Source organism: Gordonia bronchialis DSM 43247, from assembly GCF_000024785.1.
Lineage (GTDB): Bacteria > Actinomycetota > Actinomycetes > Mycobacteriales > Mycobacteriaceae > Gordonia > Gordonia bronchialis.
This window is the reverse complement of sequence record NC_013441.1, coordinates 4,345,475-4,371,544: the sequence shown is the minus strand read 5'-3', so window position 1 is coordinate 4,371,544 and position 26,070 is coordinate 4,345,475. Positions and strand designations below refer to the sequence as shown.

Sequence of the window (26,070 nt, the reverse complement as noted above, 5' to 3'; positions counted from 1 at the left end):
ATTCTGTCATAATTGACCGAATGCTGTCAATGGACCGTTGGCTACAGTGGGCCGTGATGGCTTCCGACGCAGATCCCGTTCTGGTCCTTCTCGGCGCCGACGAAGTGGCGCCCCCGGGCAACCTGGCCTACATCGAGGACCTTGCCCGGGTTCGGCATGCCACCGCCGACACGCTGGCGGATGAGCTTCCCGGCGCCGACATCCTCGTCTTGTGGGACTTCTTCTCGCGCTCCCTCGCCGAGAACTGGGGTGATCCCACGGCGTCGTTGCGGTGGGTACATGTGTGCGCGGCGGGTGTCGACTCGCTGCTCTTCGACGATCTGGTGTCCTCCGATGTGGTGGTCACCAACGCGAGCGGCGTCTTCGACCAGCCGATCGCGGAATTCGTCCTGGCGTCGATCCTGGCGCGGGACAAGCGATTACACGAGTCGATGGCGTTGCAGGGCGAGCATCGGTGGCGGCATCGCGAGACGACGCTGACCGGGCAGAGCTCGGCGCTGGTGGTCGGCACCGGCGGGATCGGCCGGGCGACCGCACGGCTGCTGACCGCGGTGGGGATGCGCGTCACCGGGGCGGGCCGAACCGCACGGACCGGCGACCCGGACTTCGGCGACGTCATCGCAACCGCCGATCTGGCCGCGCATGTGGGCGACTTCGACAACGTGATCCTGCTGGCCCCGCTGACGCCGCAGACCGATCAGATGGTCGACGCCCGGGTACTGGCGGCGATGAAACCCGGGGCGCACCTGATCAACGTCGGCCGGGGGCAACTGGTGGACGAGCCGGCGCTGGTGGCGGCACTGAAAGCGGGCACGCCCGCGGCCGCGTCGCTCGACGTGTTCGTCGACGAGCCGCTGTCGCCGGACAGCGGACTCTGGGACCTGCCGAACGTCGCGATCTCGGCACACATGAGTGGCGATGTCCTCGGCTGGCGCGACTCCCTCGCCGACCAGGTACTCGACAACCTGCGGAAATACCGGGAATCCGGCGGGATCGGACTCGATCGGGCGCTGTCCAATGTTGTGGACAAACAGCGCGGGTATGTGACCCGCTGAGTTCGGCGGGTCGTCGGCGCAGCTGAGAGCGGCGTCGATAGTAGGCTGTAGCGCGATGACCACCATCGTCTACTTCGTCATAGCTGCACTGGCCCTCGCCGGTGCGGTCGTCCTGCTGTGGCTGGACCGGCAGCGATCGAATGTTGCCCGGCACCAGCGAGCGGTGTGGGGCGATGAGCACGACTTCAAGTTCCGGGAGTCGGATACCAAGCTGCGCAAGGTTTTTCACCGCGCAACCATGAATGTGCCGGATCACGTCGCGGTGCGCGATGTCGCATTCGGGCATTACGGTGGTGTGGAGGCGGTGGTGTTCGACCTGGTCGACACGGCCACCGTCGTCGCCGTTCGACGTGCCGGGCCGTCACCGGTGGTGATCGACCTGCGCCACGAGGACGTCCTCGCCCCGATCGAGGAAGACGTGGAACTCCTCGGTGCGATGGGACCGCGAGTGATGTTCTCCAACAACCTTGACGTGGCCCGCCGGGTGTGCGACCGCCGGATGGTGGCGCTGGCCAACAAGGCGCCGGCCTTTGTCGAGGTGCTGTGGAACGAGGGCAACTGGGCACTGGGCTCCATGCCGCTCACCAACGACGTCGGCGAACTGAACACCGGCCTCGACGTGGTGCGCCGCTTCGCCGACCTGCTGCGGGTGCTCCCGCCGATGCGCGACCCCCAGGACACCCCGGATCCGCGGGACCCACACGGGCCGACGCGCGCCGAGCTGGCCGACGAGAAGACCGATCACATGCGTGACAAAGAGCGTGGGCGTCGCGCCCGCGCCGCGGCCGTTCCGGGTGGTGACGAGCCGACCGCGGCGGCGCCCGCCACGGTCCGCACCCCGCCACCGGACCTGGCAAAGGGGCGCGCCGAGAAGACGCGCACCGACGCGCCGCGGACGGACTCCCGGGTCGAGGCGCCCAGAACCGAGACGCCCAGAACCGAGGCGCCCCGACCGGCGGCGGGTCCGACCGGAGGAGCGCGCGGCCCCCGTCCGATGCCGGTACGGCGCGGCACCGAACGCGGCGAGGCCGGCGAGGACCGACCCAACCGCCACCGGGGCTGACGGCTGCATCCCGGATTCCGTCCCGCACAACCATCGAGAGTGAGTAGGTCTGACATGCCCGCCACCCCGTCGTCGGCGCCGAGTGCGGTGCCGGACGAATCCGCTCGTCAGCGACTCGCCGCGCTCGTGCGCGAACTGGCCGTCGTGCACGGGAAGGTGACGTTGTCGTCGGGCAAGGAAGCCGACTATTACGTCGACCTCCGGCGGGCCACCCTGCACCACGAGGCGTCGCCGCTCATCGGTCGGCTGATGCGCGAGCTGACCGCCGACTGGGATTACGACTCCGTCGGCGGGCTCACGCTCGGAGCCGATCCGGTCGCGACGTCGATCATGCATGCCGACGGCCGCGCGATCGACACCTTCGTGGTGCGCAAGAGTGCGAAAACCCATGGTATGCAACGGCGAATCGAAGGACCCGACATCGCGGGCCGTCGGGTGCTGGTGGTCGAGGACACCTCCACGACGGGGGCCTCCCCGTCGACCGCCGTCGAGGCGGCACGCGAGGCCGGCGCGACTGTCGTCGGGGTGGCCACCGTGGTCGACCGGGACACCGGGGCCGACGCGGTGATCAACGGGCTCGGGGTGCCCTATCGGTCGTTGCTGGGGCTGGGCGATCTCGGTCTTGCCTGACGACGCGTCCGAACCGGGACCGACCGAGTGGCAGCCGGCCACCGGCCCGAAGGTCGGCGTCGGACCGTGGGAACTCGAGCACGGCACGCCGGCTCCCACCGACGCGCATTACGATCCGGAGCTTCTCGCCGAGGGCGACACCCGCAACGTGGTCGACGCCTACCGGTACTGGACGCGGGAGGCCATCGTCGCCGACCTCGATACCCGCCGCCATCCGTTCCACGTCGCGATCGAGAACTTCGCGCATGACGCCAACATCGGGACCGTGGTGCGCACCGCCAATGCCTTCGCCGCGGCTGCGGTGCACATCGTCGGACGACGACGCTGGAACCGGCGCGGCGCGATGGTCACCGACCGCTATCAGCATCTGATGCATCACGAGACGGTGAGTGATCTCCTCGCGTGGGCGCGCGTGGCGGGGCTGTCGGTGGTGGCCGTCGACAACACCCCGGGCGCGCGGCCGCTGGAGACCGTCGAGCTGCCTCGAGAGTGTGTCCTGCTGTTCGGTCAGGAGGGGCCTGGTGTCAGCGACGATGCGCAGGCGCAGGCCGACCTGACGGTGTCCATCGCGCAGTTCGGATCGACCCGCTCGATCAACGCCGGGGTGGCCGCCGGGATCGCCATGCACAGCTGGGTTCGGCAGCATGCCGATCTCGGGTCGGCTTGGTGAATGATGTTGGGGCGCTGACATTGTCGGCTTTCGAGCGGTTTCGGTACGCCGCAGTCCGTTCCTCTCGACTCCCCGGCCGGGTGCCGGGTCACCGTGGGCACAAACTCCACCAATAGCCTCCGGCATACGACATATGAACGCCCCGGGCTGTATTCGTGTGGTTTGTGCCCGACATCGGTTGCTCGGGCACCTGCCAGGTTCAGCCGACGGGGTGGCGGCCTCGGCGGGGGAGTTCGGCCAGACGGTTGAGGGTGTCGAGCGTCGCGGTCCGGGCGGTCGCGGCGGCCTTGCCGAGCCGACCGGGTTCGCGGGGCCCGGTCACGCGGATCGGGTCGCCCACGGTGATCCGGCCGGTTCGGGCGATGTCGGCGTAGGCGCCGAGGTAGCGACCGCCGACGGTGGCGACCGCGCGGGTCAGGCCCTTCTCCAGAGGTAGGCCGTCGTGTTGGCGGCTCGGGACCACGCAGCGAACGGTCTTCATCACGATGTGCAGGCGTGCACTGTCGCCGAGGGCAACGGTCGATCCGGCCCACTCGGCCTCGGGAAGTCCCTCGGGGGCGTCGGCGACGAGGATGTTGGGGCGGAAGCGCCGCGCATCCGGTACCTCACAATCGGACTCGCGACCGACGGTCGCCAAGCTGGATTCGGTGACCAGATGCACCGGGCAGAGGTCGACGAAGCTGCCCGGCGGGGTGGCGTTGCGGGTCAGTGTCAGCAGTGCGCGCGGGTCCATGTCGGAGAGTTTGGGTAGTTGCTCGTCGGCGCGGATCCCGAGATCGGTGGTGAGGCCGCGGGCGGCCGCCACCCGCTCCCGCCACGACATCCGGTGGGCTTTGGGGTCCGCGGGCAGGGCGACGAGGCGGACGTCATGATCGAGCGCCGACGACAACACCGCATGGACACCCGGGTCGCCGCTGGGCACCTCGGCTCCGTCGGGCAGGGTGATGATCACCGGCGGGACGTTGCCAGGGCCGGAATCGATGGTCGGCTGCGACGCGTATCGTGCCGAACACAGCAGGACACCGGGCAGGCGACGGGCGGTGACGGTGACGTCGCGTTCCACGTCGTGCAGCGCCCACAGCCGATCGCCACGAGGGCGTTGCCGATCGAGATCGAGGTTATCTGCCGACTCCCCGGCCATCGACTTCACCGGGTAGCGCCACAGCGCCGAGACGCGCATGTCAGACCGTGTCGGTCTTGGGTTCACGCTCGGCCGGCGACACCATGTCGGGATGCATGGCCGCCAGCCGTTTGGCCGCGCGGCGTCGGCGATACCACTCGATCAACATCGGCGCCACCGACAGCACGACGATGAGGATGAAGATGGGTTCGATGAGCTTCTGCACGATCTCGAACCGGCCGAGCCAGTACCCGAGCAGCGTGATACCCGCACCCCAGACGATGGCACCGAGAACGTTGTAGATGAAGAAGACCGGGTACTTCATGCGAGCCGCGCCGGCGACGATGGGTGCGATGGTTCGCACGATGGGCACGAAACGCGCCAGGAAGATGGTGACGGGTCCGTGCTTCTCGAAGAACTCGTGCGCCTCGGTGAGATAGCGCTCCTTGAGGAACCGGGCGTCGGGTTTGAACATGCTGGTGCCGACGTAACGGCCGATCCAGTAGCCGATCTGCCCGCCGATGATCGCGGCGATCGGGATGAAGATCAGCAGTTGCCACAGCGTCGCGAAACTCTCGACGCCGTCCTTGCCGCCGGCCGCGACCACCATGCCCGCGACGAACAGCAGAGAGTCACCCGGCAGAACGGGGAACAGGACACCCGATTCGATCAGAATGACCAGCAGAAGACCCCAGAACGCGAAGCCGCCGAAGTATCCGAGCAGGGTGACCGGGTCCATGAAACCCGGCATGAGGGCGACATCGGTCGTCGTTGTTGCCAACGCAGTGGGCAGCGCTGTTTCGATCACGGCTCATCAGGCTACGCGGTCAGCCTGTGAGTTTGCCATTCACCGATTCGTCGGAGCCGACTGCGGGGCGGGATCGAGCGGCTCCTCGACCGGGGTGCGGCGCGACCGGATGATGCGTTTGCCCACCTCGGAGATGATCGGCAGGACCGATACGAACACGATGAGCAGGAAGATGTAGTCGACGTTGTCGCGGATGAACGCGATCTGGCCGAGGAAGTAGCCGAGCAGCGTGACACCTGCACCCCAGGCCACCGCGCCGACGATGTTGTAGGTGAGGAACACCGGGTAGCGCATCTTGGCCGCCCCGGCGACCAGCGGCGCGTAGGTCCGCACGATCGGCACGAATCTGGCCAGCACGATGGTGATGGGGCCGTGCTTCTCGAAGAACTCGTGGGCCTCGATGATGTAGCGCTCTTTGAGGACCCGCGCATTGGGTTTGAACAGCGAGTATCCGACGCGGTTGCCGATCAGATACCCCACCTGATCGCCGAAGAAGGCGGCAATCGGAATGGTGATAAGCAGCAGCCACAGCGGTGCGAACGGCTCGATGTCGGCGGACTTCGCGGCCACGATCAGGCCTGCGGTGAACAGCAGCGAGTCACCCGGAAGCAGCGGAAACAGTAGTCCCGACTCGATGAACACGACCAGCAGCAATCCGGCCAGGATCCAGGTGCCGAAGGAGTTCAGGAGGTTGACCGGATCCAGGAAACCCGGCAGCAAAGCCAGGTTTGTCGTATTTGCGGCAAAAGCGAAGTCTGTCACGGGACCCAAGGGTACCTGGCGGTTCCTGAGGGTTTCCTTGGTGCGAGGCGACGGTGTGTGCGCGGCGGCGCAACGGTCTTGACATACTGAACAGGAGTGACCAACTCGCAGCGTGAACCCACACGGCGAAACCAAGCGGTGCAGCCGCGTGAATCCACCTACACACCCATCCGGTTGGAGGACGTGAAATGCCTATTGCCACCCCCGATCAGTATTCCGAGATGTTCAAGAAGGCCAAGGAGGGGGGCTACGCGTTTCCGGCGATCAACTGCACCTCCTCGTCGACGATCAACGCCGCGATCAAGGGTTTCGCGGACGCCGGCAGTGACGGCATCATCCAGATCTCCACGGGTGGCGCCGAATTCGGTTCCGGCCTCGGGGTGAAGGACATGGTGACCGGCGCGGTGGCGCTGGCCGAGTTCGCGCACGTCATCGCCGCCAAGTACGACGTGACGATCGCGCTGCACACCGATCACTGTCCCAAGGACAAGCTCGACACCTACGTGCGTCCGCTGCTCGCCATCTCGCAGGAGCGCGTCGACGCCGGCAAGGACCCGCTGTTCCAGTCGCACATGTGGGACGGCAGCGCCGTGCCCCTCGACGAGAACCTGGAGATCGCCCAGGACCTGCTGGCCAAGGCTGCCGCGGCCAAGATCATCCTCGAGTGCGAGATCGGCGTCGTCGGCGGTGAGGAGGACGGCGTCGAAGCCGAGATCAACGACAAGCTGTTCACCACGCCCGAGGACTTCGAGAAGACCGTCGACGCGCTGGGCACCGGTGAGAAGGGCCACTACCTGCTGGCCGCGACCTTCGGCAACGTGCACGGCGTGTACAAGCCCGGCAACGTCAAGCTGCGTCCCGACGTGCTCAAGACCGGCCAGGAGGTCGCGGTCAAGAAGCTCGGGCTCGCCGAGGGTTCCAAGCCCTTCGACTTCGTCTTCCACGGCGGTTCGGGTTCGCTCAAGAGCGAGATCGAGGAAGCACTGAGCTACGGCGTCGTCAAGATGAACGTCGACACCGACACCCAGTACGCCTACACCCGCCCCGTCGCCGGGCACATGTTCGAGAACTACGACGGTGTGCTGAAGGTGGACGGCGAGGTCGGCAACAAGAAGACCTACGATCCGCGGGTCTGGTCCAAGAAGGCCGAGGCCAGCATGAGTGAGCGCGTCGTCGAGGCGTGCACCGACCTCAAGTCGGTGGGTAAGTCGATCAGCGCCTGATCAGCAGCCGTCAACGCGGGCCGTCACGACATCGTCGTGGCGGCCCGCTTGGTTTCGGTCTGTCGAGTCAGAGGGTGGCCAGGCCGACGATGACCGCCACCGCCAGTGCGATCAGCACCAGTGCAGCGACGACGACCTCGGGGTCGACGCGCCGCCGACCGCGTGTCGTCGGGCGGACCCGGCGGGACCGGGCCGGGGTGTCGGCCCGGCGTGCGGGAGCGGGATTGGGCTGAGGGGGGCGGGCATCGGGACGGGGCGGCGGTGGTGTGAACACCCGGCCTCGCGGGGGAGCCGGCTGCTGAGGTGGCTGCCGGCCGGCCCACGGCCCCACCGGCGGTCCGGTCGGGCGAGGTCCGGGCTGATTCGCGGCCGGACGCGCGGGAAGTGGTCGCGGGTCGACAGGACGCGCCTCGTAATGCGGCGCGCCGCTGCGTGGCGGGCTGCTGTCCACCACGCGGTTGTTCACCGGGCCCGGATGGGCCGCGCGGGGATCGACTGCGCCGGGATCGGCCGCACCCTTGCTCACTGAGGCGTGCAGACCTTCCAGTCGTCGCCGGACTTCTGCAGGTTGATCGTCGTGAGTTCCTGTTCCTGCGGACGATTACCGGGTGCGACCGGCAGCTCCACGACGGCGGTGTTCCCGTCGACGCGAACGGCCTTGATCTCGCCGAACTTGATCAGTTCATTGCGGTCGCGCTGTGCGTTGAAGATCTTCTGGTACTGATCGGGCTGCTGACTCTGGTAGAAGGCCTGCTCACGGCCGCAGGTCACCTCGCGCAGCGTGTTCAGGTCGCCCGACGACAGGGCACTGATGTACCGGTTGGCCGCGTCGGCGGCCTCGTCGGCCGGGGCCGGTTCACGCAGGGCGACGAATGCGAAGATGCCGCCGACCACCGCGACGACGACCACCACGGCCGCGACGGTGGCGGCGATGATCCGGCCGCGATTGCGCTTCTCGCCGGCCTTGGTCGACGTTCCCGGGATGACCTTGGGCTCGTGCGCGACGGTCGACCACTCGGAAACCGCCGGCGCGTCGGCGGGAGCGGACTCCGGCTGCGGCTTGGTGTCGGTCTGTGCGACCTGCGGGCGCTTGATGACCGTCGTGGCGGTGTCCGATGACTCCGGCTCGTCGGTGCCGGCACTCTTGTCGGTCTGGCCTGTCTTGGTGGTGTCTGTCTTGTTGCTCGCTGCGGCTGCGGCACCTGCTGCGGCCACGATCTTGGTGGTGTCAGCGTCGCTGTCGGTGTCGGGCTCTGTGGTGTCGGGCTCTGTGGTGTCGGTCGCCTGAGGGCGTTCGATGACAGCGGTCTTCGTGTCGGCGTCGGCGGCGTCCGGAGTGTCTGTCTCGGCGGTTGCGGGGGTGTCGGCGGCGGATTCGGCGTATTCCGATTCCATTGGGGCGGAATCGGATTCGGCTTCATCGCCGTCAGTGTCACTGCCGTCGGTGTCACCGGCCTCGTCGGCGTCGGCCTCGGTTACGACGTCTTCGGCGGGAGTCTCATCAGCCGCAGTCTCATCGTCCTCGGCCTCCGCGGTGGATGCCTCCTCCGTGGACTCCGTGTCGGCCGAATCCTGGTCCGCGGTCTCGTCGTCGGCGGGTTCGTCCGCCTCGACCTCCGATGCGTCGGCCTCAGCAGTCTCCGATTCGGCAGTCTCCGATTCGGCAGTCCCGGTGTCGTCGGCGGTCTCGGTTTCTGCGGTGTCCGACTCTGCGGTCTCGGGCTCTGTGGTCTCGGTATCTGTGGTCTCGGACTCGGCGGTCGCCGACTCCGCGCCGTCGTCCTCGTCGGCCTTCTCGTCATCACCCGCAGCCGCTGCGACGGCGACACCGGCACCGGCGGCCACGGCCGCCCCGGTCGCCACTGCGGCGGTCTTCGTCGAATCCGATTCGTCGGCACCGGCGTCAGCGGACTCGTCAACCTCGGCCGCCTCGTCCTCGGCGAGGGGATCGATGTCCTCGAGATCGTCGAGTTCACTCGTGTCGGGCATGTCCTCGCGGCGGATGACGGTCGTCTTGGAATCGCTCGGACCCAGACGCGACTGCTTCTCGGAGCTGTCGCTTTCCTCGGAATCGCTGAGCGGATCGATGTCGTCGAGGTCGTCGAGATCCGCCGCGGCGGGTAGATCGTCGCGACGGATCACCTGGGTGGCACTGTCGATGCCCCGGCCGCCCTTGGGCTTCGGGCGTGCCACGGCGTCATCGGACGATGCGCTCTTCTTGGTGCCGTTGGCGGTGGTGTTCTCGCCGTCGGTGCCGGTTGTTGCGGCGTCGTTTGTCGCGGTGTCGTCCGGAGCGAAGTCGGTCTGGGGATCGTGCACGGCTGGGTCGTTGCCCTCTCTGCGGTCACCGTCCGGATCGGCGGCGGTGTCGGTCGTGGATGAGTGGGGAGGAGGTGGCGTCCGTGGTGTGACGAACTGCACCGTCTCCGCGGCCGACGGCGTGGTGGGCGTCGGTGTGTCGGATGTGGTGTCCTCGGCACGCGCAGTACCGTGTTCACCCGGACGTGCGGGACCCGTGGTGCGACGACTGCGGCGCTCTTCGCCATAGCGCCGGATAGCGGCAAAAGCCTTGGTGACGGCCGCCTTCGGCTCGTCGGCTCTCGACATGACCTCACCACCCCGCTTCCCACGTTTCGGGTGCGCCTCACCCTGGACAGGCCCCGGCGTCGAGCGCACGGACCGATTGCGACCTTCACCCTAGCGAATGCGGGCGTGATACAGCATTCGGGCGTTCGCCCGATATCGGACCTTCCGGTCGATACAGGCAGGTCCGGTGGCCGGGCGGCGGTGATTGAATGGAACCGTGACGTCATTCGGAGATCTTCTGGGCCCGCAACCGGTACTACTCACCGGCGACGACGAGGCCGAATCGGACCTGCTCAACGGCGCGGCGGCGGCCACGGTCGCGGCCGCCCATCCGACCGCTTCCATTGCCTGGGCGCACCTGGCCGAGGCCGCGCTGGACGCGGCCGGCACCGGCGAGCCCGACATCGCCAAGGTGATCGAGGCCTACGCCTACGCGCGCACCGGGTATCACCGCGGGCTCGACCAACTGCGTCGACACGGCTGGAAGGGCTTTGGGCCGGTGCCGTGGAGTCATGAGCCCAACCAGGGTTTCCTGCGCGCCGTCGGGGCGCTGGCCCGTGCCGCCCAGGCCATCGGCGAGGAGGACGAATACCTGCGCTGCCTGGATCTCCTCAACGACAGTGATCCGACGGCGGCCGGTCACCTCGGATTGGTGTGACCAGCCGGCTGCGGAAGTACTTCAACACGCTGCCCGCCCCGTTGCGGCAGCGCATCCGGCGTCTGTGGTTGTCGTTGGTCCCGATCACGCAGTGCGCGCTGGCCGCGGGCACGGCATGGTGGGTGGCCGTGCAGGTGTTCGACCACGAGCTACCGTTCTTCGCGCCCATCGCCGCCGTCATCTCGCTGGGCCTGTCCCTGAGTCAACGGTGGCGACGCTCGGTGGAGCTGGTCGGCGGGGTGACCATCGGCATCCTCGTCGGTGACCTGTTCATCTCCCAGGTCGGGTCGGGAACGTGGCAGATCGTCGTGGTGGTCGCGCTGGCCATGGCAGTCGCGGTGTTCCTCGACGACGGACCGCTCATCCCGATGCAGGCGGGGTCGTCGGCGGCGCTGGTCGCCACGCTGCTCCCGCCCGGCGGTATCGCAGGGTTCCACCGTGCGATCGACGCCCTGATCGGTGGGGTCATCGGAATCCTGGTCGGTGCTCTGCTCCCGGTCAACCCGGCATCGCGGGCCCGACGCGACGCGGCCGGTGTCCTCGCAACGGTGCGCGACGCGGCGCGCCACCTGGCCGTCGGTCTCCGTACCGGCGACGAGAAAGAGGTGTTCGCGGCGCTGGAGGCCGCTCGCGGTACCCAGGGTGCGATCAACACGATGCGTTCGGACATGCGGGGAGGTCGCGAGGTGTCGCGGGTGTCGCCGCTGTACTGGGGTTCGCGGATGCGCATCCAGCGCATCTCGGCCACTGCCGATCCCATCGACAACGCCGTGCGCAACTTCCGCATCATCGCCCGGCGCGCACTGGGGAAGGTGCAGCGCGGCGAGCCGGTTCGGCCGGAGATGATCGAGATCGTGTCCGATCTGGCCGGCGCCTTCGAGATCCTGCGCGAGATGATGATGGCCGATCCCGGCGAGGAACCCGACGAGACCGACGCGACGAGGTTGCTGCGGACCATCGTGCGCAAGGCCCGCGCCGAGCTCGTCGCCGACGCCGATCTCTCCGAGACGGCACTGCTGGCCGAGATCCGGTCACTGCTGGTCGATCTGATGATGGTCGCCGGGATGCGGCGGGCGTCGGCAATCGCCACCCTGCGCTGACCACTCGTATTAGGCCAACCTAAATTCGACTGTTGCCATGTATGCGAAACCATGCATATATTGAGGTGGTTATGGGTCATTCGCATGGGCACGGACACTCACACGGCGCGGCGTCGGCGCCGGGAACGCGTCGGATCTGGCCGATGGCGGTTGCCGTCGGGCTGATCGGCGGCTTCTTCGTCGTCGAGCTGATCACCGGCATCCTGGTCAACTCGCTGGCCCTGATCGCCGACGCCGGGCACATGCTGACCGACGTCGTCGCACTGGTGATGGGGCTGGCCGCACTCCTGCTGGCCCGCCATGGCCGCACCACGGATGCGCGCAGCTTCGGCTGGTATCGCGCCGAGGTGTTCACCGCCGTCGCAAACGCGGTCCTGCTGATCGGCGTGGCAGCCTTCGTGTTGTACGAGGCGGTACGGCGCATCGGCACCTACCCGGAAGTGCCCGGGCTGACGCTGATCGTCGTCGCGCTGATCGGCCTGGCCGTCAACCTCGGGGTGATGCTGCTGCTGGCGGCCGACGCCAAGGAATCGATCGCGGTGCGCGGTGCCTATCTGGAGGTGCTCGCCGACGCGGTCGGCAGCGTCGGTGTCCTGATCGCCGGCATCGTCGCACTCACCACCGGCTGGGGATACGCCGACATCATCGTCGCCGTCCTCATCGCCCTGTGGGTGGTGCCGCGCGCGCTGCGACTCGCGACCGACGCCCTGCGCATCCTCAATCAGCAGGCGCCGGCCCACGTCGACGTCGAGGCGCTACGCCATGACCTCGCCGAACTCGACATCGTCGACGACGTGCACGACCTGCACGTGTGGTCACTGACCACCGGCATGGACGTCGCCACGGTGCACCTCGGTAGCAGTTGTCCCAACGCCGAGGTGCTCGCCGCGGCGCAGGGGGTGCTGTCGCGCTACGGCCTCGACCACGCCACCATCCAGGTGGATCCGGTTGCGCGTCAGCATGACTGCCGCGACGAGCTCACCTGGTGAGTGCTACTCGGCCACCACGCCGCGTAGGCCGTCGGCACCGAAGAGCGGCTCGAGCATCGAACTGAAATCCGGTCCGCGGCGCAACATCTGACCACCGTCGACGTTGAGGACCTGCCCGGTGACCCAACTCGCGTGATCGCTGAGCAGGAACGCGCTCATCGCGGCGATGTCGTCGACCTCGCCGATCCGCGGCAGTGGCGTGGAGACCCGGTAGTCGGCGCTCAGCGTCTCGTCGTCGAGGATCGCGGTGACCAGGTCGGTGCGGATGAGTCCGGGCCGGATGCCGTTCACCCGGACGTTGCTCGGGCCGAGTTCGTCGGCGGCGAGCGCGACCAGATGATCGACCGCCGACTTGGTGACCCCATAGGCGCCGAACCAGCGGTGCGTGTTGCTCGCCGCGATCGACGAGATCGCCACAAAGCTGCCGCCACCGGCCCGAACCAGTTCGCGCGCTGCGTGTTTCAACGTGAACATGGTGCCGTTCACATTGAGGTCGACGGTGCGCTTCCAGGCCTCGGTGTCCATCGCGGTGATGGGCCCGATGGTCTCGCTACCGCCGGCACAGGCCACCACGCCGTGCAGGCCGTCGCCGTGACCGGCTGCGGCGGCGACCGCCGCGGCGATCTGTTCCTCGTCGGTCACATCGGCGGCATGCGCGTGTACCGCGGTCCGCCCGGTACGCGCGTTGATGCGCTCGGCCGTGTCGCCGAGGCGTTCGGCGTTGCGGCCGACGATCGTCACCCTCGCGCCGCACTGCGCCAGCGTGGCGGCCACGCCCGCACCGATGCCGCTGCCACCCCCGGTCACCAGAACCGACTTCTTGTCCATATCCACGAAGCTGCTCGTATTCACCGACCGATAGTAGAACGTGTTCTAGTTTTTCGGGAGTGGGGTGGAGGTCAGCGGTTGAGCGGGCTGTAGAAGACCAGCCCGTTGCCCTTGTTGTCGTAGACGACGGCGCGACGTTCGTGCGCATCGTCGTAGGGGCCTTTGACGATGCCGCCGCCGCTGGCCTCGATCGCCTTGGCCGCGCCGTCGACGTCATCGGTCTTGATCCCGACGACGACCTGCCCGTGGATGGGATGGTCGACCGCGGTGGCCAGCGCCAGGGTGATCGATCCGCCGTCGAGAGCCGCGAAATGCGTGCCGTCGCGGAACTTCAGGCCCATGCCCAGGGTCTCGCTGTAGAACTTGATCGACTCGTCGAGATCGTCGGTCGAGAGCACGACCATGCGAACGTCGTGGGTACTCATTTCTCTGCCTCCTGCACGTGGGTGTCGATTCGACCCTATCGCCGTGTGCGCCGGGCGGAGAGAGGATTTGGGCCCACGGGACACTGGTGTTCAGCGCCAGAAGACGAACAGATTCCAGCCGTAGGACGCCAGCGCCGACGGCACCCCCGACAGCCCGAAGATCCAGAAGACGACGTCGAAGAACGCCTGGTTGAGAACCGGGATGAACAGCAGCGCGATCAGGATCAGGAATCCGTACGGCGCGATCTTGGCGGCGGCGGCCCGCGTCTGATCGGACAGATATGGCTCGATGGCGCCATAACCGTCGAAGCCGGGTACCGGCAGCAGGTTCAGCACCGCGGCGGTCAACTGCAGAAAGGCCAGCATCGACAACGCGCCCCACAGATTGATCCCGTCGGTTCCTACCCATAGACCGCCGACGGTCCCGTAGCCGGCGTCGGCGCCGAGTACGCGAACCACGGCGAGCAGGATCGCGCCGAGAACGATGTTGGTCAGCGGCCCGGCGAGCGACACCGCGGTCCGCTGCGCGCGGGTGAACCCGGCCTGATTCACGTAGACGGCTCCGCCGGGAAAACCGATGCCGCCCAACAGGATGATGAGCATGGGCAGCACGATCGACAGACCGACGTGGGTGTAGCGCATCGGGTTGAGCGTCAGGTAGCCGCGAGTTTCGGTGTTGCGGTCGCCGAAGCGGAAGGCAGTCACGGCGTGCGCGAACTCGTGCAGACACAGCGAGATCACCCAGCCGCTCAGCACCAACAGCAGCGACCCGCCGACCGACACCGCGTTACGCCCAGGCTCGGCCTGTGCGCACAGCCAGCCACCGAGGATGGCGACGGCGACCAGCCCGACGAAGATCGGGCCCGGCCGCACGGCACGGGCGATGTCGCGCAGCCCGGGCCGGATCGGCGCCGCGGTCACGGACGCACCAGCCGCAGATCGACGTGATGACGGTAGAACGTGGAACGCTTGACCACACGCGGGGTCACGATGCCCTCACGCTCGACGATCACATTGGTGCCGCCGGTCTGGGCGGCCCGGCCGTGCACCCACCGCCCGGGCAGCAGCAGCCGCTCCACCTGAGCCCGCACGCCCGGCTCGTCGACGGTCGGCTCGATGAGGACGCTTTTGACCTCGCCGTCGAAGAGGCGCTCGTTGTCGACGTAGGTCTCGCCGTGCAGCTTCGCGCCCTCGGCGCCGAGGTGCCGTGCCCGGCCGACGACGACGGTTGCGGCGTCGTCGCGGATCAGCGGGAGGGTGTCGGCCGTGCCGTGTTCGGCCAGCTCACGCGCCGCCGGGCCGTGCGGCAACCCGTAGCGTCGGGTGGCGGTCGTGGCCTCGGCCGGGGTGAACGCGACCTCGACGTCGAGACGGTCGGCGATCATCAGGGCCGCCAGGACGTGCGCGAAGAAGGCGTCGGCCTCGTCGGCTATGGTTGGGGCCACCCGCGTCGACACCCGGGGCTCGACGATCAGCCGGGTGACCCCGGAATCCTGCAACGCAGCCGTGACAGCGGTCTTGGCGGCCGCCTTGTCGTCGGCGGGCGCGGACTGGGTGATGAGCACGAAGGACACGCGGATAGCGTATCCACCGCCCCCAACCAGTAGGATTGATCAGGTTGTCCAGCGCTGCGTTCAGCGCTGACTATTCGTGGGCGTCACATCAAAGGAGCACCCGACATGGCCGCGATCGTGCTTATCGGAGCCCAGTGGGGCGACGAGGGCAAGGGTAAAGCCACCGACCTCCTGGGCGGCAAACTCGACTGGGTCGTCCGCTATCAGGGCGGCAACAACGCCGGGCACACCGTCGTGCTGCCCAGCGGCGAGACCTTCGCGCTGCACCTGATCCCGTCGGGCATTCTCACTCCCGGCGTCAAGAACGTCATCGGCAACGGCGTCGTCGTCGACCCGGGGGTACTGCTGACCGAGCTGGGCGGCGTCGAGGACCGCGACGTGGACACCAGCGGCCTCATGATCTCCGCCGATGCGCATCTGCTCATGCCGTACCACGTGGCCATCGACAAGGTCACCGAACGTTTTCTCGGCAACAACAAGATCGGCACCACCGGGCGCGGCATCGGCCCGTGCTACCAGGACAAGATCGCCCGCGTCGGGGTGCGGGTCGCCGACGTGCTCGACGAGAAGATCCTCACCCAGAAGGTCGAGGCGGCGCTTGAGCTCAAGAACCAGATCCTGGTGAAGATCTACAACCGTCGTGCGCTGGAACCCGCGCAGGTGGTCGACGAGGTACTCGGCCAGGCCGAAGGCTTCAAGCACCGCATCGCCGACACCCGGCTGCTCCTCAACCAGGCCCTCGAAGCGGGTGAGACGGTGCTGCTCGAAGGTTCGCAGGGCACCCTCCTCGACGTGGACCACGGCACCTATCCGTACGTGACGTCGTCGAATCCGACGGCCGGCGGTGCCGCGGTGGGCGCCGGGATCGGGCCCAACAAGATCACCACCGTGCTCGGCATCCTGAAGGCCTACACGACGCGGGTCGGGTCGGGACCGTTCCCGACCGAACTGTTCGACGAATGGGGTGCCTACCTGGCCAAGACCGGTGGCGAGGTGGGCGTCACCACCGGCCGCGCCCGGCGCTGCGGGTGGTTCGACGCGGTGATCGCGCGATACGCGACCCGCGTCAACGGCATCACCGACTACTTCCTCACCAAGCTCGACGTGCTCTCCAGCCTCGACACCGTCCCGATCTGCGTGGCCTACGAGGTCGACGGCGAGCGGGTGGAGAACATGCCGATGACGCAGACCGGGTTCCATCACGCCAAGCCCATCTACGAGGAGATGCCCGGCTGGTGGGAGGACATCTCGCAGTGCACGCGCTTCGACGATCTGCCCCGCAACGCCCAGGATTACATCCTGCGACTGGAAGACCTTGCCGGAGCACATATCTCGTGTATCGGCGTGGGACCCGGACGGGATCAGACGATCGTGCGCCGCGAGATCGTCTGAGTCACCGGTCGGCCACCCACGTTCCGTGTAGCCCCGCGGGTACCCGGATCGGCAGGTCGACGGTGGCGATCGGGCCCGACGACGGGTCGTCGGCGGCAAGCAGATAGAAGCGCGAACTCATGTCGGTGGGGTCGGTGCCGATCGCTCCCCAGTAGTCGCGGGAGCCGCCCGGGATGAAGATCGGCTCACCGATGGCGACGCCGGGGCTCCAGCACTCCTCCCGGTCGGCAGCGAGGTCGTGGAACCACAGACTGTCGGCGGCACCCCGGTCGCGGGGACCCTTGGCCACCGAGGCGATGCGGTGGTGATCGCGGGTGAGCAGGCGATCGTCGACGCGGGGGAACTCCATGTCGATCGCGTTGTCGGAGAGGACTGTTCGGCTGATGGTGCCGTCGGGGCGGATCACCGCGCGCGTCAACGCCGACTCCGCCGGCCGGGGTTGATCGGCGAAACCACCCGGATAGGTCCACTCGACGTAATCCACGGTGACATCCGGCGCGTTCGCGTCGCCGTCGAAGGCGTTCGCGAAGTGCCACACCCAGAATGGGTCGGTGTGCACCCAGCGGACCGGTCCGCCGTCGCGGGGGATCAGGGCGATGCGGGTGCCGTCGTCGGGGCGCCAGTCCAGCAGCGACCCGCCGGACAGCATGGCCGGGATGTCAAAGATCAACGGGCACACGAAGAGAACGATGTAGCGCGCGGTGAGTGCCATGTCGTGGATCATCACCGGTTCGGTCAGACCGTCCACCGGCGTCGGGGTGCGGGTGGTGTGACCGTCGGCGCCCACCACCGACCAGGTGAGGTACGGGGCCTCGAGGGCGTAGTTGAACAGCACCATCTCACCGGTCGCCGGGTCGATCTTGGGGTGGGCCGTCGAGCCCACCAGCATCGAACCGTCGCAGTCGGTCTTGGCCAGCGTCGCGAGGTCGGCCGGGTCCAGCAGGTACGGTCGGTCGGACTCGGCCATCGCCATCAGGCGGCCGGCGTGGCGGACGATGTTGATGTCGGGCAGTTCGCGAAAGGTGCCGGCCAGCGCCGGGCCCACCAGGTCGGCGGACGGGGTGTAGCCGTCGGTGATACCCGACCAGATGGCATGTCCGGCAGCCTCTTCCGCGATGACCATCGGTGTGCGGACAAACCGGTTGCGGTATGAGGCCCGCCCACCGTCGAAGCTGATCTCGTGCACCATGCCGTCACCGTCGATGGGGTAGACGAAGGAGCCGATGGGGTCGAAGCGGGGGTTGGGGCCGTTGCGCAGATAGCTGCCGCGCAGATCGTCGGGCAGTTGTCCGGTCACCGGCAGGTCGACGGCGTCGGTCTCGGTGCGCTGTGGTGCGAAAACGCCGGTCAGATAGGGGGATCGGTCGAGATCGACGGGGGCGGGTACGTGCGTGGTGGTCATGAGGGTTCCTGGTAACTGGTGTGGTGATTGGGTAAGGCAGAGCGGATTCGGGTGGGATCAGGCAGCGGTGGCCGGTGCCGGCTCGGGGTTCGACCGTTCGGCGATGACGCGAGTCCGCTTGGCGGCGAACACGATCAGCGCGATCGGGATCACCCAGTTGAGCAGGACGTTGCCGGGATGCGCACCGGAGACCGACGCGGCGTCGGCAAGCACGCCGGCGACGACATGTGCACAGCCCATCAACGCGACGGCTCCGGCCCACAGCAACGAGATCTGCCGGTTCTTGGCTCGGAAGATCGGCGATCCCCAGTACTGCGGGTCCACGGTCTCGCGTGCGTACTGCTCGGTGAAGGGGACGGTGAACGCGGAGACCGCCATCACCGCGGCGAGGACGAAGGCCGAACCGCCACGTCCGAAGAAGACGAGAGCCGCATCGACGCCGGGACCGCCGGCGAATCCGACGACCGCGATGACGCCGAACAGGATGACGCCGGCGACGTCGAGGATCTTCCAACCGGTGCCGCGCACCACCCCGTACAGGGTGATGGCGAGTGCCAGGGCGCAGGCGGCCAGGGCGGCGATGGCGACGTGGTCGGCGCCGAGGCGTTCGGCGACGAAGGCGAAGACGAACCAGGGTGCCAGGCCCAGCAGCATCGACATGGGATTCATGGTGTTCTCCTCGGGACGGGGTGAAGTGGGGGTGTATCCACCTTCGCCCGCCGCGGTGGCGCGATCATCTGCGTCATGACGGAGATTTCGGTGCCATCGGCGCGTGCGCGCGGTCGACCGGTAGCCAACGCAACCTGGCCGGTCAGCGCCCGGCGACGTGGGCGGCCAGCTCGACGCGGGTACGCAGTCCCAGCTTGGCCAGTGCATGTGACACGTGGGTCTGCGCGGTGCGGGTGGAGATGAACAAACCGCTCGGCGATCTGCGCACCCGAGAGGCCGGCGGCGACGAGTTCGGCGACGGTCACCTCGGTCCGGGTGAGGCTCTCCCAGCCGTGCCGGGGACGTTCGCGCACCACGGTGGGGTCGAGCCGTAGCCCCAGGGGCCGCAGCCGCGAGGTGATGCGCGTCGTCGCCGTCTGTGCCGACATGCCCTGGGTGAGCGTGAGCGCGCGCAACGCCGACGACCGGGCGGAGACCTTGTCGCCGAGCAGCGCCGACGCGCAGGCGGCCTCCTCGAGGGCAGCGGCCTGCGCAGGTACGTCGCCGAGGTCGTGCACCTGGTCGGCGGCGCGGGTCGCCGCGGTGACGATCGAGGCCGGATCGGCGTCGTCGAGGGTGACGGTGCACATGGCGCGGGCCAGCGCCACCGGACCGGCAGCTGCCTGGCTGGGCGGGTGCGGCATCGCGTCGAGGCCGTCGACGATGCTGCGCAGGAGGTCGTGGTCGCGGGCCCGGATACCGATCCGGGCGCAGGCCACGGCGACGGATGGCAGCCACACGTACACCCGCCGCGACACCGCCCGCTCCCAGGCGGTGGTCGCGGTCTCGGCGGCGGGGCGCAACTTGCGGGTCGCCTCCAGCAACAGTGCGCGGGCGGCGATGGTGACCGGCCAGCCGAACTGATCGGGTAGGCCGCCGCGTTCCCAGTCGTCGAGGCGGTTGGCCGCGGCGGCGAGATCGCCGCGGAGTACCTCGAGCATGGCCTGACCACCCTCCACCATCGATGTCCAGCCCAGGTCCGCGGAGGCGGCCCGCTCCAGTCCGGTGTTCCAGGTGGCGGCGGCGTCGTCGAGGTGGCCGAGGTCGAATTCGATTCCGCCCTGGGTGAATTCGTGAAATGCGGTCATCCAGTCCGCACCCCGGCGCGTGCGCAGGCCGGTCACCGTGGACAGCAGCGCGGCGGCCGCGGCCGGACCGTGGGCATAGTTCTGGACCAGCGATGGCCAGATGTAGGCCGACGAGTTGGCCGATACCGGCGACTCGGCTTCGGCGTCCTGCCGGCGGGAGGCGATGAGGGTCAGGCGCAACGCTTCGTCGCCGTCGCCGAGCACGAAGCGGCGCAGACCCTCGCCGATGAGACCCGGCACCGAACGGGTCTCCGCCTCCCGCGCGACGTCGAAGAACGGGGTCTGCGGCACCGGCGCCGCGCCGTCGAGGACCCCGAGATAGGAGCGCAGGTCGTCGAGGGCCTGCGCCACATCGTCGCCGACGGGAAGCCGCAGCGTTTCGTCGATGAGTTCGCGGGCGCGCTCGGTGTCGCCCTTGGTGGTCAGCGCGAAGAGCCTGATCCTCAGCAGCTGACTCATCTCGTCGACGTCGGTGGCGATCGCCAGTCCCTCGGCAGCGACCTGGGATGCGCGGGTCAGCTGCCCGGACCGGGCCAGTGCGGTGGCCAGGTCGACGTGCAGGCCGTAGGCCGCCGGGGCGTGGTGGGTCGCGACGCTGTCGAGCAGGTCGACGGCCACTGCCGGGGTGGCGCCGAGGTCGGATTCGGCACGGCGGACGGCTGCGGTGACCCGTGGGCCGTCGCCACCCGCTGCGATGGCGTGATGGGCGATGACCTGCGGTTTGGTTCGGGTCGAGGGATGGTCGGCGACGGCGTCGTGCAGCACCGTACGCAACGCCGGCGCGAGTCGGCGATAGGTCACCTCGGCGTAGAGGTCGTGGGTGAAGGTGAGCGCTCCGGCGTCGTCGGTGGCGAGGATGCCGGCGTCGATGCAGGTCTGGGCGGCCCCGACCAGCGCGGCCGCCCTCGTCCCGTCGAGGTCGGCGAGATCGGTCAGGGTTGCCGGTCCGCCCCACCGCTAGTTTCTGCGTGAGCGCCCGCGCGTCGGCGTCGAGCAGCGCCAGATGGCCCTCGTTGATCTCGGTGGTGTCCGACGACGTGGCGGTCCCGGCTTCGGGTTCGACGGTGGCCGTTCCGGATTCGACGTGCAACTGCCCGGACTGGCGGAGTGAACGCAGCATCGAGATGGCGTGCATCGGGTTGCCACCCGACGTCTGCAGCAGAGACTGCAATGCGGGATCGGGTGCGGCGCCGAGGAATTCGCGCGCGACGAGCTCGAGTTCGGCGTCGGACATCGGTGGCAGTGACCATTCGGACACCCCGGGCCGCAGGAGCAGGCGGGTCAGCAACTCCCGCTCGGGCAACCGGCGCCGACCGAGGATCACCGTCAGAGGCAGATGGCGGGTGGCGCCGGCCAGCCGGAACACCAGATCGAGGCTGGCGGCGTCGGCGTGATGGGCGTCGTCGACGATCAGGGCCACCGGCCCCGAGGCGCACAACGCGTCGACCCGCGCGTAGAGGTCATCGGCGAATCCGTCCGGAATCGGTTGCGGTAGATCCACGCCGAGGAGGTCGACGGCCACCGCGAAGGGCTGACGCCACGACAACTCGTCGGCCCCGGCAAAACGTACCGTCGAACCGAGGCGTGGCATCAGCGCGCGCAATGTGTGCGTCTTTCCGGTGCCGGGACCGGCGGTGAGGACCAGGGTGCCCGGCGCGTCGTCGTCGGATCGTGCTCGCGTGAGCGCGGTCTCGAACTGCGCCACCACGGTGCGTCGATCGGCGGAATCCGGCGCGGCCATGAACTCAGGGTAGTTGTGCGATTGAGCGTTCCGGTCCAATCGGCCGCAGGTAATGGCGGTTGGCGAGCGTCGGGCGTGAGAAGCTTGCATCCATGCGTGCCAGGAGGGGCAGCCGCGACTACGGGTCGATCCTGCTCGGGTCAGCCGACGAGAGCAGCGTCAAGCAGCGTGTTCGAATCCAGACGCTGCTGACCGCCTCGATCGTGGTCGCCAATCTCTTCGGCGCCATCGTCGCCATCGCGCTGGCCGCGGTGGGCATCCCCCAGCCGTCGGTGTTCAGGGCCGACCTGTGGTGGGTCAACTTCATCGCGCTGCCCATCTATGTCGCCGCCGCGTTCGTGGTCGGCATCGGCTGGGGCACGGTGGTGGTGGTCCGTGACCTGCAGTGGGCCATTCGGGACCGGCCGCCCACCGCACGCGATGCCCGCGAGGCGCAGCGGGTGCCCTGGCGGCTCACCGCGGTGCAGGGCGCGCTGTGGCTCATCGCCACCGTCATGTTCACCATCATGTACGGGATCGTGGAGCCGGAGCTGATCCCCAAGACGGTCTTCGTGGTGGGGATGTCGGGCGTCGTAGTAGTGGCGATCGCCTACCTTCTCATCGATTTCACGTTGCGCCCGGTCGCCGCCGACATCATCAGCGCCGGTTACCACCGCCGTAAACGCAGCGGCGTGCGGTCGCGGTCCATCGTGTCGTGGAGTGTCGGATCGGGTATCCCGATCGTCGGCATCCTGCTGGTGGTGGCCTTCGGACTCGGCCGCCGGGAAACCACCAAACTGGATCTGTTCATCGGTGTCACCGTCCTGGGTCTCACCGCGCTGTTCACCGGCTTGCTGCTCACCTTCCTGTCCAGTCTGAGCATCACCGGTCCCATCCGCAGCGTGCGTGCCGGGATGAACCGGGTGCGGGCCGGTGATCTCGAGGGTGCCGAGATCGTGGTCTACGACGGCACCGAGCTCGGTGACCTGCAGGTGGGATTCAACGCGATGGTCAGCGGTCTGCGCGAGCGCGAACGGATGCGCGATCTGTTCGGCCGGCACGTGGGCCACGAGGTGGCCGAGGCCGCGCTCACCTCCGACCCCGAACTGGGCGGCACCGAACGTGTGGTCGCCACCCTGTTCGTCGACGTCATCGGGTCCACAACCCTTGCCACGGAACGAAGTCCGACGGAAGTCGTGGAGATCCTCAACAAATTCTTCGCGGTGATCGTGCGCGCGGTGGAGGAACGCCGGGGGCTGGTCAACAAATTCGAGGGCGATGCGGTGCTGGCCATCTTCGGCGCGCCGATCACCCTCGACGATGCGGCGGGGGCGGCATTGTCGACGGCCCGCCAGATCGCCGCAGATCTGGCGTCGGAGGTACCCGAGCTCTCCGCCGGTATCGGCGTCAGCCACGGGCATGTCGTAGCCGGAAACGTCGGCGCCATCGAACGATTCGAGTACACCGTGATCGGTGACCCGGTCAACGAGAGCGCGCGGCTCTCGGAGCTGGCCAAGCGGGACCCGCGCCGTCCGCTGGCGTCGGGGCGAGCGGTCGAGGCCGCGTCTGGTGACGAGGACAAGCGTTGGGAAAGACAGGAATCCACGTCACTTCGCGGACGTACCGAGGAGACGGTGGTGTATGCGGCGGTGGTCTGAGGCCGTCGATCAACCACTGTGTGCCTCCAGCTGAGGTTCCCGTCTGCCGTCGGCGCCTTCGACGATCACGGTCAGCACGTAGAGAGGTGCATCGACGTGGGGCAGGCGCCACTGTTCGTGGCGCCCGTTCACATGACGCAGGTGGATCGGGAGCACCGACAGTTCGTCGAGCAACGGTCCGAAGACGCCGGCGACGTCGTCGAGCTGATGAGGCAGGACGGCGCCGTCCATGGCTCGGCCGGCCGGGCCGACGATGTGATGTCGTGCCGGCACCGGTCGTTGTGCGACGGACAGGAAATCCGACGCGGACAGCGCGCGCAGTAGCGCCGTCTTCTCGATGTCGGTGCCGTCGAGCACGTACGGCTTGCCGCTGATCCGGCGGATCACGCTCGTCTTCTCGTCGGCGAAGGCCCAGAGGTTGAAACACAGCTCAGGCGATTCGGTGTGGTGTGTGGTCATGGTCGTTCTCCCTGTCCGACGGATGCGAAGCCGCTGAACGTAACAAGGGCCTACGACAGAACCGAGAGCTTCGTCGGTCGGTCGAACGACGTGGGGACAGGTCCCGATGGTGCCGTCTGCGCGATCGTCCACTCGGGCTCCGCGGCGGCCGCTTCTCGGTCATCGACGGGATGGCCGACTTCGCGGCGCGGCTGGCGCAGATCAAGAGCCTGGGCCAGGGGCGCGACGCGGATGACTGAAAATGGGCCCCGGACACGTCACCTCGGGACTATTCCAGAGGACACCCGTCAGCGGCCCGTCGTCAGTCATCGGAAGGACCGCTGAACCGTCGACGACGCGGCGACGCGCCGGACGACCGCGCCGAACGCGCGGATCACCGAAGCGGGCGGCTGTTCCGGTCGCGGACCGCGCCGGTGAACATCATGACCGCGTCGATGACGACCCACACCACCAGCGACAGCAGCAGCACCCCGCCGCCCATACCACTGTGCCCCATACGGCGATGTCTCGTGCTCTGCTGCCACTGCAATCATGCCTCCCGGTCGGTCTGCGCTTCGGCGAAGTCGAGCTGCCGCAACGCCATTCGTAGAACATCGTCGTCGATGCGGCCCTGCGCGTGCTCCTCGAGGAAGACCTTCCGCTGGGTCTTCAGGATCTCGAGCCGCATGCGAAGGCCGGCGGCGGTGGGGCTCTCACCGACGGTCTCGGATCCCGGCCCCAGTTCTTCCCATGCCGCATTGCGTTGCGTCATCACCCATTTGCGCAACATGACCACCTGGAGGCGGCGCGGATCGTCGTCGTCGATCTCGGCGGCGTAGCGGTCGAGGATCTGATCGGCCTCCCGGGTGGCCCGGTCCTGCGCGGCGGCGAAGGCGAGTCGATCGGCGGCATCGTCGTCGGTGGATACGCCGAGCCGACGGATGACCCACGGCAGGGTGGTGCCCTGGATGAGCAGTGTTCCGACTACCACCACGAAGGTGAGGAACAGGATCTCCGGGCGCGCCGGGAAGGCGTCGCCGGAATCGACGGTCAGCGGGATGGCGAAGGCGGCTGCGAGCGACACCACCCCGCGCATACCCGACCAGGACACCACGAACACCCAGCCTGGCTTGGGAAGCGGTTCGCGCGCACGGATCTTCGCGGAGAACAGGCGTGGCAGATATGTCGCCGGATAGATCCAGCAGAACCGCACGAGGATGGTTGCCACGAGGACGGCGGCTGCGTCGACGGCGATCTGAACCCACGACTCGCCGGCCAGCCCGCGGATGAGGAACGGCAACTGCAAGCCGATGAGAAGGAAGACGAAGGCTTCCAGGATGGCGTCGATGGACTTGCGTACGGCCTCGTCCTGTAGTCGGGTGGCGTAGCCGAGGCGCACCGAGCGCTGACCCAGGAACAATCCGACGGTGACCACTGCGATGACACCCGAGGCGTAGACGTGTTCGGCCACGAAGTACGTCGCGAAGGACACCATGATGCCGATCGCGGTTTCCATCGGCGGATCGTCGAGCCAGGTCCGCAGCCAGGACACCGCGACGCCGATGACAAGTCCGACGACGACCCCGCCGATCGCTGCGGCGGCAAACGTGAACAGGCCCTCGGCAAGGGAGGCGGTGACGCCGGCCGCGGCCGCGAGCGCGATCCGGAACGCGGTGAGCGCGGTCGCGTCGTTGAGCAGACTCTCCCCGCCGAGCAGCGTCATGATCCGTCGGGGCAGGCCGAGGCGACGTCCGATGGCCTGCGCCGACACGGCGTCCGGTGGCGCGACGACGGCCCCGAGCACCATCGCGGCGGCCAACGGCAGGTGCGGCACGGTCAGACAGGCGACCAGCCCGACGACGACCGTCGTCACCAGCGGCAGCCCGACGGCGAGCAGCCCGATGGCCCGGCGATTGGCGCGGATGGCCTGGTACGAGCTGTCCTGGGCCGCGGAGTACAGCAACGGCGGGAGGATCAGGAACAACACCAGATCCGGGTCGAGCATCACCTCCGGCATCCCCGGAATCCAGCCCACCGCCAGACCCACGGTGACCAGGATCAGGGGGGGCCGACAACCCGTAGCGTCGGCACAGCGCCGCGATCGGGACTGCCGCGACCGCGACGAGCAGCAGCTCTGCACTCACTCGTCGAACAGTAACGGGCAGCAATAATG

The 26,070-nt window shown here is 68.1% G+C and carries 24 protein-coding genes and 1 pseudogene; 10 read left to right on the top strand and 15 right to left on the bottom strand.

Annotation, left to right across the window (positions count from 1 at the left end; genetic code table 11):
* The first annotated feature begins 56 nt into the window (after nucleotides 1–56).
* The 4 genes from GBRO_RS20215 to GBRO_RS20200 are packed head-to-tail and all read left to right on the top strand — an operon-like array spanning nucleotide 57 to nucleotide 3,418.
* A complete protein-coding gene (locus GBRO_RS20215) occupies nucleotides 57–1,055 on the top strand; it encodes a D-2-hydroxyacid dehydrogenase (protein ID WP_041920732.1) in 999 nt (332 codons plus the stop codon).
* Between the two features lie 55 nt (nucleotides 1,056–1,110).
* Nucleotides 1,111–2,118 carry a type III secretion system chaperone family protein gene (locus GBRO_RS20210; protein WP_012835739.1) on the top strand — a complete coding sequence of 336 codons (1,008 nt, stop codon included), beginning with the start codon at nucleotides 1,111–1,113 and terminating at the stop codon, nucleotides 2,116–2,118.
* 54 nt (nucleotides 2,119–2,172) lie between these two features.
* Nucleotides 2,173–2,748: an orotate phosphoribosyltransferase gene (gene pyrE / locus GBRO_RS20205; RefSeq protein ID WP_012835738.1), complete on the top strand. Its 576-nt coding sequence runs from the start codon at nucleotides 2,173–2,175 to the stop codon at nucleotides 2,746–2,748.
* A complete protein-coding gene (locus tag GBRO_RS20200; protein WP_012835737.1) occupies nucleotides 2,741–3,418 on the top strand; it encodes a TrmH family RNA methyltransferase in 678 nt (225 codons plus the stop codon). The genes pyrE and GBRO_RS20200 overlap by 8 nt, the downstream gene beginning before the upstream one ends.
* 199 nt (nucleotides 3,419–3,617) lie before the next feature.
* Here GBRO_RS20200 and GBRO_RS20195 read toward each other — a convergent pair whose 3' ends face one another.
* The 3 genes from GBRO_RS20195 to GBRO_RS20185 all read right to left on the bottom strand — a co-directional run bounded on the left by GBRO_RS20195 (nucleotide 3,618) and on the right by GBRO_RS20185 (nucleotide 6,108).
* Nucleotides 3,618–4,598, bottom strand: a complete 981-nt coding sequence (locus GBRO_RS20195; protein WP_012835736.1) for an MOSC domain-containing protein — start codon at nucleotides 4,596–4,598, stop codon at nucleotides 3,618–3,620.
* Nucleotide 4,599: 1 nt separating this feature from the next.
* Nucleotides 4,600–5,289 (bottom strand): DedA family protein, encoded by a 690-nt coding sequence (locus tag GBRO_RS20190; protein WP_052298312.1) that lies wholly within the window; start codon nucleotides 5,287–5,289, stop codon nucleotides 4,600–4,602.
* A gap of 96 nt (nucleotides 5,290–5,385) precedes the next feature.
* The gene (locus GBRO_RS20185; RefSeq protein WP_012835734.1) at nucleotides 5,386–6,108 is read right to left on the bottom strand and encodes a VTT domain-containing protein; all 723 of its coding nucleotides are present in this window, start codon (nucleotides 6,106–6,108) and stop codon (nucleotides 5,386–5,388) included.
* A gap of 188 nt (nucleotides 6,109–6,296) precedes the next feature.
* On the opposite strand from GBRO_RS20185, the gene fbaA reads away from it, so the two are divergent.
* Entirely contained in the window at nucleotides 6,297–7,331 is a 1,035-nt protein-coding gene (gene fbaA, locus GBRO_RS20180; protein ID WP_012835733.1) for a class II fructose-bisphosphate aldolase, read from the top strand.
* A gap of 67 nt (nucleotides 7,332–7,398) precedes the next feature.
* Here the strand turns inward: fbaA and GBRO_RS20175 are convergent, their stop codons facing one another.
* Complete coding sequence (locus tag GBRO_RS20175) at nucleotides 7,399–7,857, bottom strand: hypothetical protein (protein ID WP_041919998.1); 459 nt, start codon at nucleotides 7,855–7,857, stop codon at nucleotides 7,399–7,401.
* Nucleotides 7,854–9,938 carry an Rv0361 family membrane protein gene (locus tag GBRO_RS20170; RefSeq protein WP_012835731.1) on the bottom strand — a complete coding sequence of 695 codons (2,085 nt, stop codon included), beginning with the start codon at nucleotides 9,936–9,938 and terminating at the stop codon, nucleotides 7,854–7,856. Before GBRO_RS20170 ends, GBRO_RS20175 begins: the two co-directional genes overlap by 4 nt.
* Nucleotides 9,939–10,134: 196 nt before the next feature.
* Between GBRO_RS20170 and GBRO_RS20165 the strand changes: the two genes are divergently transcribed.
* The 3 genes from GBRO_RS20165 to GBRO_RS20155 all read left to right on the top strand — a co-directional run bounded on the left by GBRO_RS20165 (nucleotide 10,135) and on the right by GBRO_RS20155 (nucleotide 12,664).
* Nucleotides 10,135–10,575 (top strand): DUF3151 domain-containing protein, encoded by a 441-nt coding sequence (locus GBRO_RS20165; protein WP_012835730.1) that lies wholly within the window; start codon nucleotides 10,135–10,137, stop codon nucleotides 10,573–10,575.
* Nucleotides 10,572–11,675: an FUSC family protein gene (locus GBRO_RS20160; protein WP_012835729.1), complete on the top strand. Its 1,104-nt coding sequence runs from the start codon at nucleotides 10,572–10,574 to the stop codon at nucleotides 11,673–11,675. The genes GBRO_RS20165 and GBRO_RS20160 overlap by 4 nt, the downstream gene beginning before the upstream one ends.
* Before the next feature lie 71 nt (nucleotides 11,676–11,746).
* A complete protein-coding gene (locus GBRO_RS20155; RefSeq protein WP_012835728.1) occupies nucleotides 11,747–12,664 on the top strand; it encodes a cation diffusion facilitator family transporter in 918 nt (305 codons plus the stop codon).
* A 3-nt stretch (nucleotides 12,665–12,667) separates the two neighbouring features.
* On the opposite strand, the gene GBRO_RS20150 is transcribed toward GBRO_RS20155, so the two are convergent.
* From GBRO_RS20150 to GBRO_RS20135, 4 genes are all read right to left on the bottom strand, one after another.
* Nucleotides 12,668–13,492, bottom strand: a complete 825-nt coding sequence (locus GBRO_RS20150; protein WP_012835727.1) for an SDR family oxidoreductase — start codon at nucleotides 13,490–13,492, stop codon at nucleotides 12,668–12,670.
* Between the two features lie 71 nt (nucleotides 13,493–13,563).
* Nucleotides 13,564–13,917 carry a VOC family protein gene (locus tag GBRO_RS20145; protein ID WP_012835726.1) on the bottom strand — a complete coding sequence of 118 codons (354 nt, stop codon included), beginning with the start codon at nucleotides 13,915–13,917 and terminating at the stop codon, nucleotides 13,564–13,566.
* 90 nt (nucleotides 13,918–14,007) lie between these two features.
* Nucleotides 14,008–14,838, bottom strand: a complete 831-nt coding sequence (locus GBRO_RS20140; RefSeq protein ID WP_012835725.1) for a site-2 protease family protein — start codon at nucleotides 14,836–14,838, stop codon at nucleotides 14,008–14,010.
* The gene (locus GBRO_RS20135; RefSeq protein WP_012835724.1) at nucleotides 14,835–15,491 is read right to left on the bottom strand and encodes a hypothetical protein; all 657 of its coding nucleotides are present in this window, start codon (nucleotides 15,489–15,491) and stop codon (nucleotides 14,835–14,837) included. The genes GBRO_RS20140 and GBRO_RS20135 overlap by 4 nt, the downstream gene beginning before the upstream one ends.
* Before the next feature lie 105 nt (nucleotides 15,492–15,596).
* Between GBRO_RS20135 and GBRO_RS20130 the strand changes: the two genes are divergently transcribed.
* Nucleotides 15,597–16,883 (top strand): adenylosuccinate synthase, encoded by a 1,287-nt coding sequence (locus GBRO_RS20130; protein ID WP_012835723.1) that lies wholly within the window; start codon nucleotides 15,597–15,599, stop codon nucleotides 16,881–16,883.
* 1 nt (nucleotide 16,884) lies between these two features.
* Here GBRO_RS20130 and GBRO_RS20125 read toward each other — a convergent pair whose 3' ends face one another.
* Genes GBRO_RS20125 through GBRO_RS27880 form a run of 3 tightly spaced genes read right to left on the bottom strand, consistent with a single transcriptional unit; the run spans nucleotide 16,885 to nucleotide 20,882 of the window.
* Nucleotides 16,885–18,285 carry a carotenoid oxygenase family protein gene (locus tag GBRO_RS20125; protein WP_012835722.1) on the bottom strand — a complete coding sequence of 467 codons (1,401 nt, stop codon included), beginning with the start codon at nucleotides 18,283–18,285 and terminating at the stop codon, nucleotides 16,885–16,887.
* 57 nt (nucleotides 18,286–18,342) lie between these two features.
* Complete coding sequence (locus tag GBRO_RS20120) at nucleotides 18,343–18,954, bottom strand: hypothetical protein (protein ID WP_012835721.1); 612 nt, start codon at nucleotides 18,952–18,954, stop codon at nucleotides 18,343–18,345.
* On the bottom strand, nucleotides 18,951–20,882 hold the full coding sequence (locus GBRO_RS27880; protein ID WP_012835720.1) for a hypothetical protein: 1,932 nt from the start codon (nucleotides 20,880–20,882) through the stop codon (nucleotides 18,951–18,953). Before GBRO_RS27880 ends, GBRO_RS20120 begins: the two co-directional genes overlap by 4 nt.
* A gap of 1,032 nt (nucleotides 20,883–21,914) precedes the next feature.
* On the opposite strand from GBRO_RS27880, the gene GBRO_RS20110 reads away from it, so the two are divergent.
* Nucleotides 21,915–23,459, top strand: a complete 1,545-nt coding sequence (locus GBRO_RS20110; protein ID WP_012835719.1) for an adenylate/guanylate cyclase domain-containing protein — start codon at nucleotides 21,915–21,917, stop codon at nucleotides 23,457–23,459.
* 9 nt (nucleotides 23,460–23,468) lie between these two features.
* On the opposite strand, the gene GBRO_RS24840 is transcribed toward GBRO_RS20110, so the two are convergent.
* The 3 genes and pseudogenes from GBRO_RS24840 to GBRO_RS20100 all read right to left on the bottom strand — a co-directional run bounded on the left by GBRO_RS24840 (nucleotide 23,469) and on the right by GBRO_RS20100 (nucleotide 26,041).
* Nucleotides 23,469–23,918, bottom strand: a complete 450-nt coding sequence (locus GBRO_RS24840; RefSeq protein ID WP_012835718.1) for a hypothetical protein — start codon at nucleotides 23,916–23,918, stop codon at nucleotides 23,469–23,471.
* Nucleotides 23,919–24,291: 373 nt separating this feature from the next.
* Nucleotides 24,292–24,414 (bottom strand): hypothetical protein, encoded by a 123-nt coding sequence (locus GBRO_RS27405; RefSeq protein WP_256596538.1) that lies wholly within the window; start codon nucleotides 24,412–24,414, stop codon nucleotides 24,292–24,294.
* A 33-nt stretch (nucleotides 24,415–24,447) separates the two neighbouring features.
* A pseudogene (locus tag GBRO_RS20100) lies at nucleotides 24,448–26,041 on the bottom strand (Na+/H+ antiporter).
* Nucleotides 26,042–26,070: the final 29 nt, after the last annotated feature.

Bases quoted from the DNA above. Each gene is read 5' to 3' on its own strand.
- GBRO_RS20215 (WP_041920732.1), top strand. From the start codon at position 57: ATGGCTTCCGACGCAGATCCCGTTCTGGTCCTTCTCGGCGCCGACGAA.
- GBRO_RS20210 (WP_012835739.1), top strand. From the start codon at position 1,111: ATGACCACCATCGTCTACTTCGTCATAGCTGCACTGGCCCTCGCCGGT.
- pyrE (WP_012835738.1), top strand. From the start codon at position 2,173: ATGCCCGCCACCCCGTCGTCGGCGCCGAGTGCGGTGCCGGACGAATCC.
- GBRO_RS20195 (WP_012835736.1), bottom strand. From the start codon at position 4,598: ATGCGCGTCTCGGCGCTGTGGCGCTACCCGGTGAAGTCGATGGCCGGG.
- GBRO_RS20190 (WP_052298312.1), bottom strand. From the start codon at position 5,289: ATGCCGGGTTTCATGGACCCGGTCACCCTGCTCGGATACTTCGGCGGC.
- fbaA (WP_012835733.1), top strand. From the start codon at position 6,297: ATGCCTATTGCCACCCCCGATCAGTATTCCGAGATGTTCAAGAAGGCC.
- GBRO_RS20170 (WP_012835731.1), bottom strand. From the start codon at position 9,938: ATGTCGAGAGCCGACGAGCCGAAGGCGGCCGTCACCAAGGCTTTTGCC.
- GBRO_RS20155 (WP_012835728.1), top strand. From the start codon at position 11,747: ATGGGTCATTCGCATGGGCACGGACACTCACACGGCGCGGCGTCGGCG.
- GBRO_RS20150 (WP_012835727.1), bottom strand. From the start codon at position 13,492: ATGGACAAGAAGTCGGTTCTGGTGACCGGGGGTGGCAGCGGCATCGGT.
- GBRO_RS20145 (WP_012835726.1), bottom strand. From the start codon at position 13,917: ATGAGTACCCACGACGTTCGCATGGTCGTGCTCTCGACCGACGATCTC.
- GBRO_RS20130 (WP_012835723.1), top strand. From the start codon at position 15,597: ATGGCCGCGATCGTGCTTATCGGAGCCCAGTGGGGCGACGAGGGCAAG.
- GBRO_RS20125 (WP_012835722.1), bottom strand. From the start codon at position 18,285: ATGACCACCACGCACGTACCCGCCCCCGTCGATCTCGACCGATCCCCC.
- GBRO_RS20120 (WP_012835721.1), bottom strand. From the start codon at position 18,954: ATGAATCCCATGTCGATGCTGCTGGGCCTGGCACCCTGGTTCGTCTTC.
- GBRO_RS20110 (WP_012835719.1), top strand. From the start codon at position 21,915: ATGCGTGCCAGGAGGGGCAGCCGCGACTACGGGTCGATCCTGCTCGGG.
- GBRO_RS24840 (WP_012835718.1), bottom strand. From the start codon at position 23,918: ATGACCACACACCACACCGAATCGCCTGAGCTGTGTTTCAACCTCTGG.
- GBRO_RS27405 (WP_256596538.1), bottom strand. From the start codon at position 24,414: ATGGGGCACAGTGGTATGGGCGGCGGGGTGCTGCTGCTGTCGCTGGTG.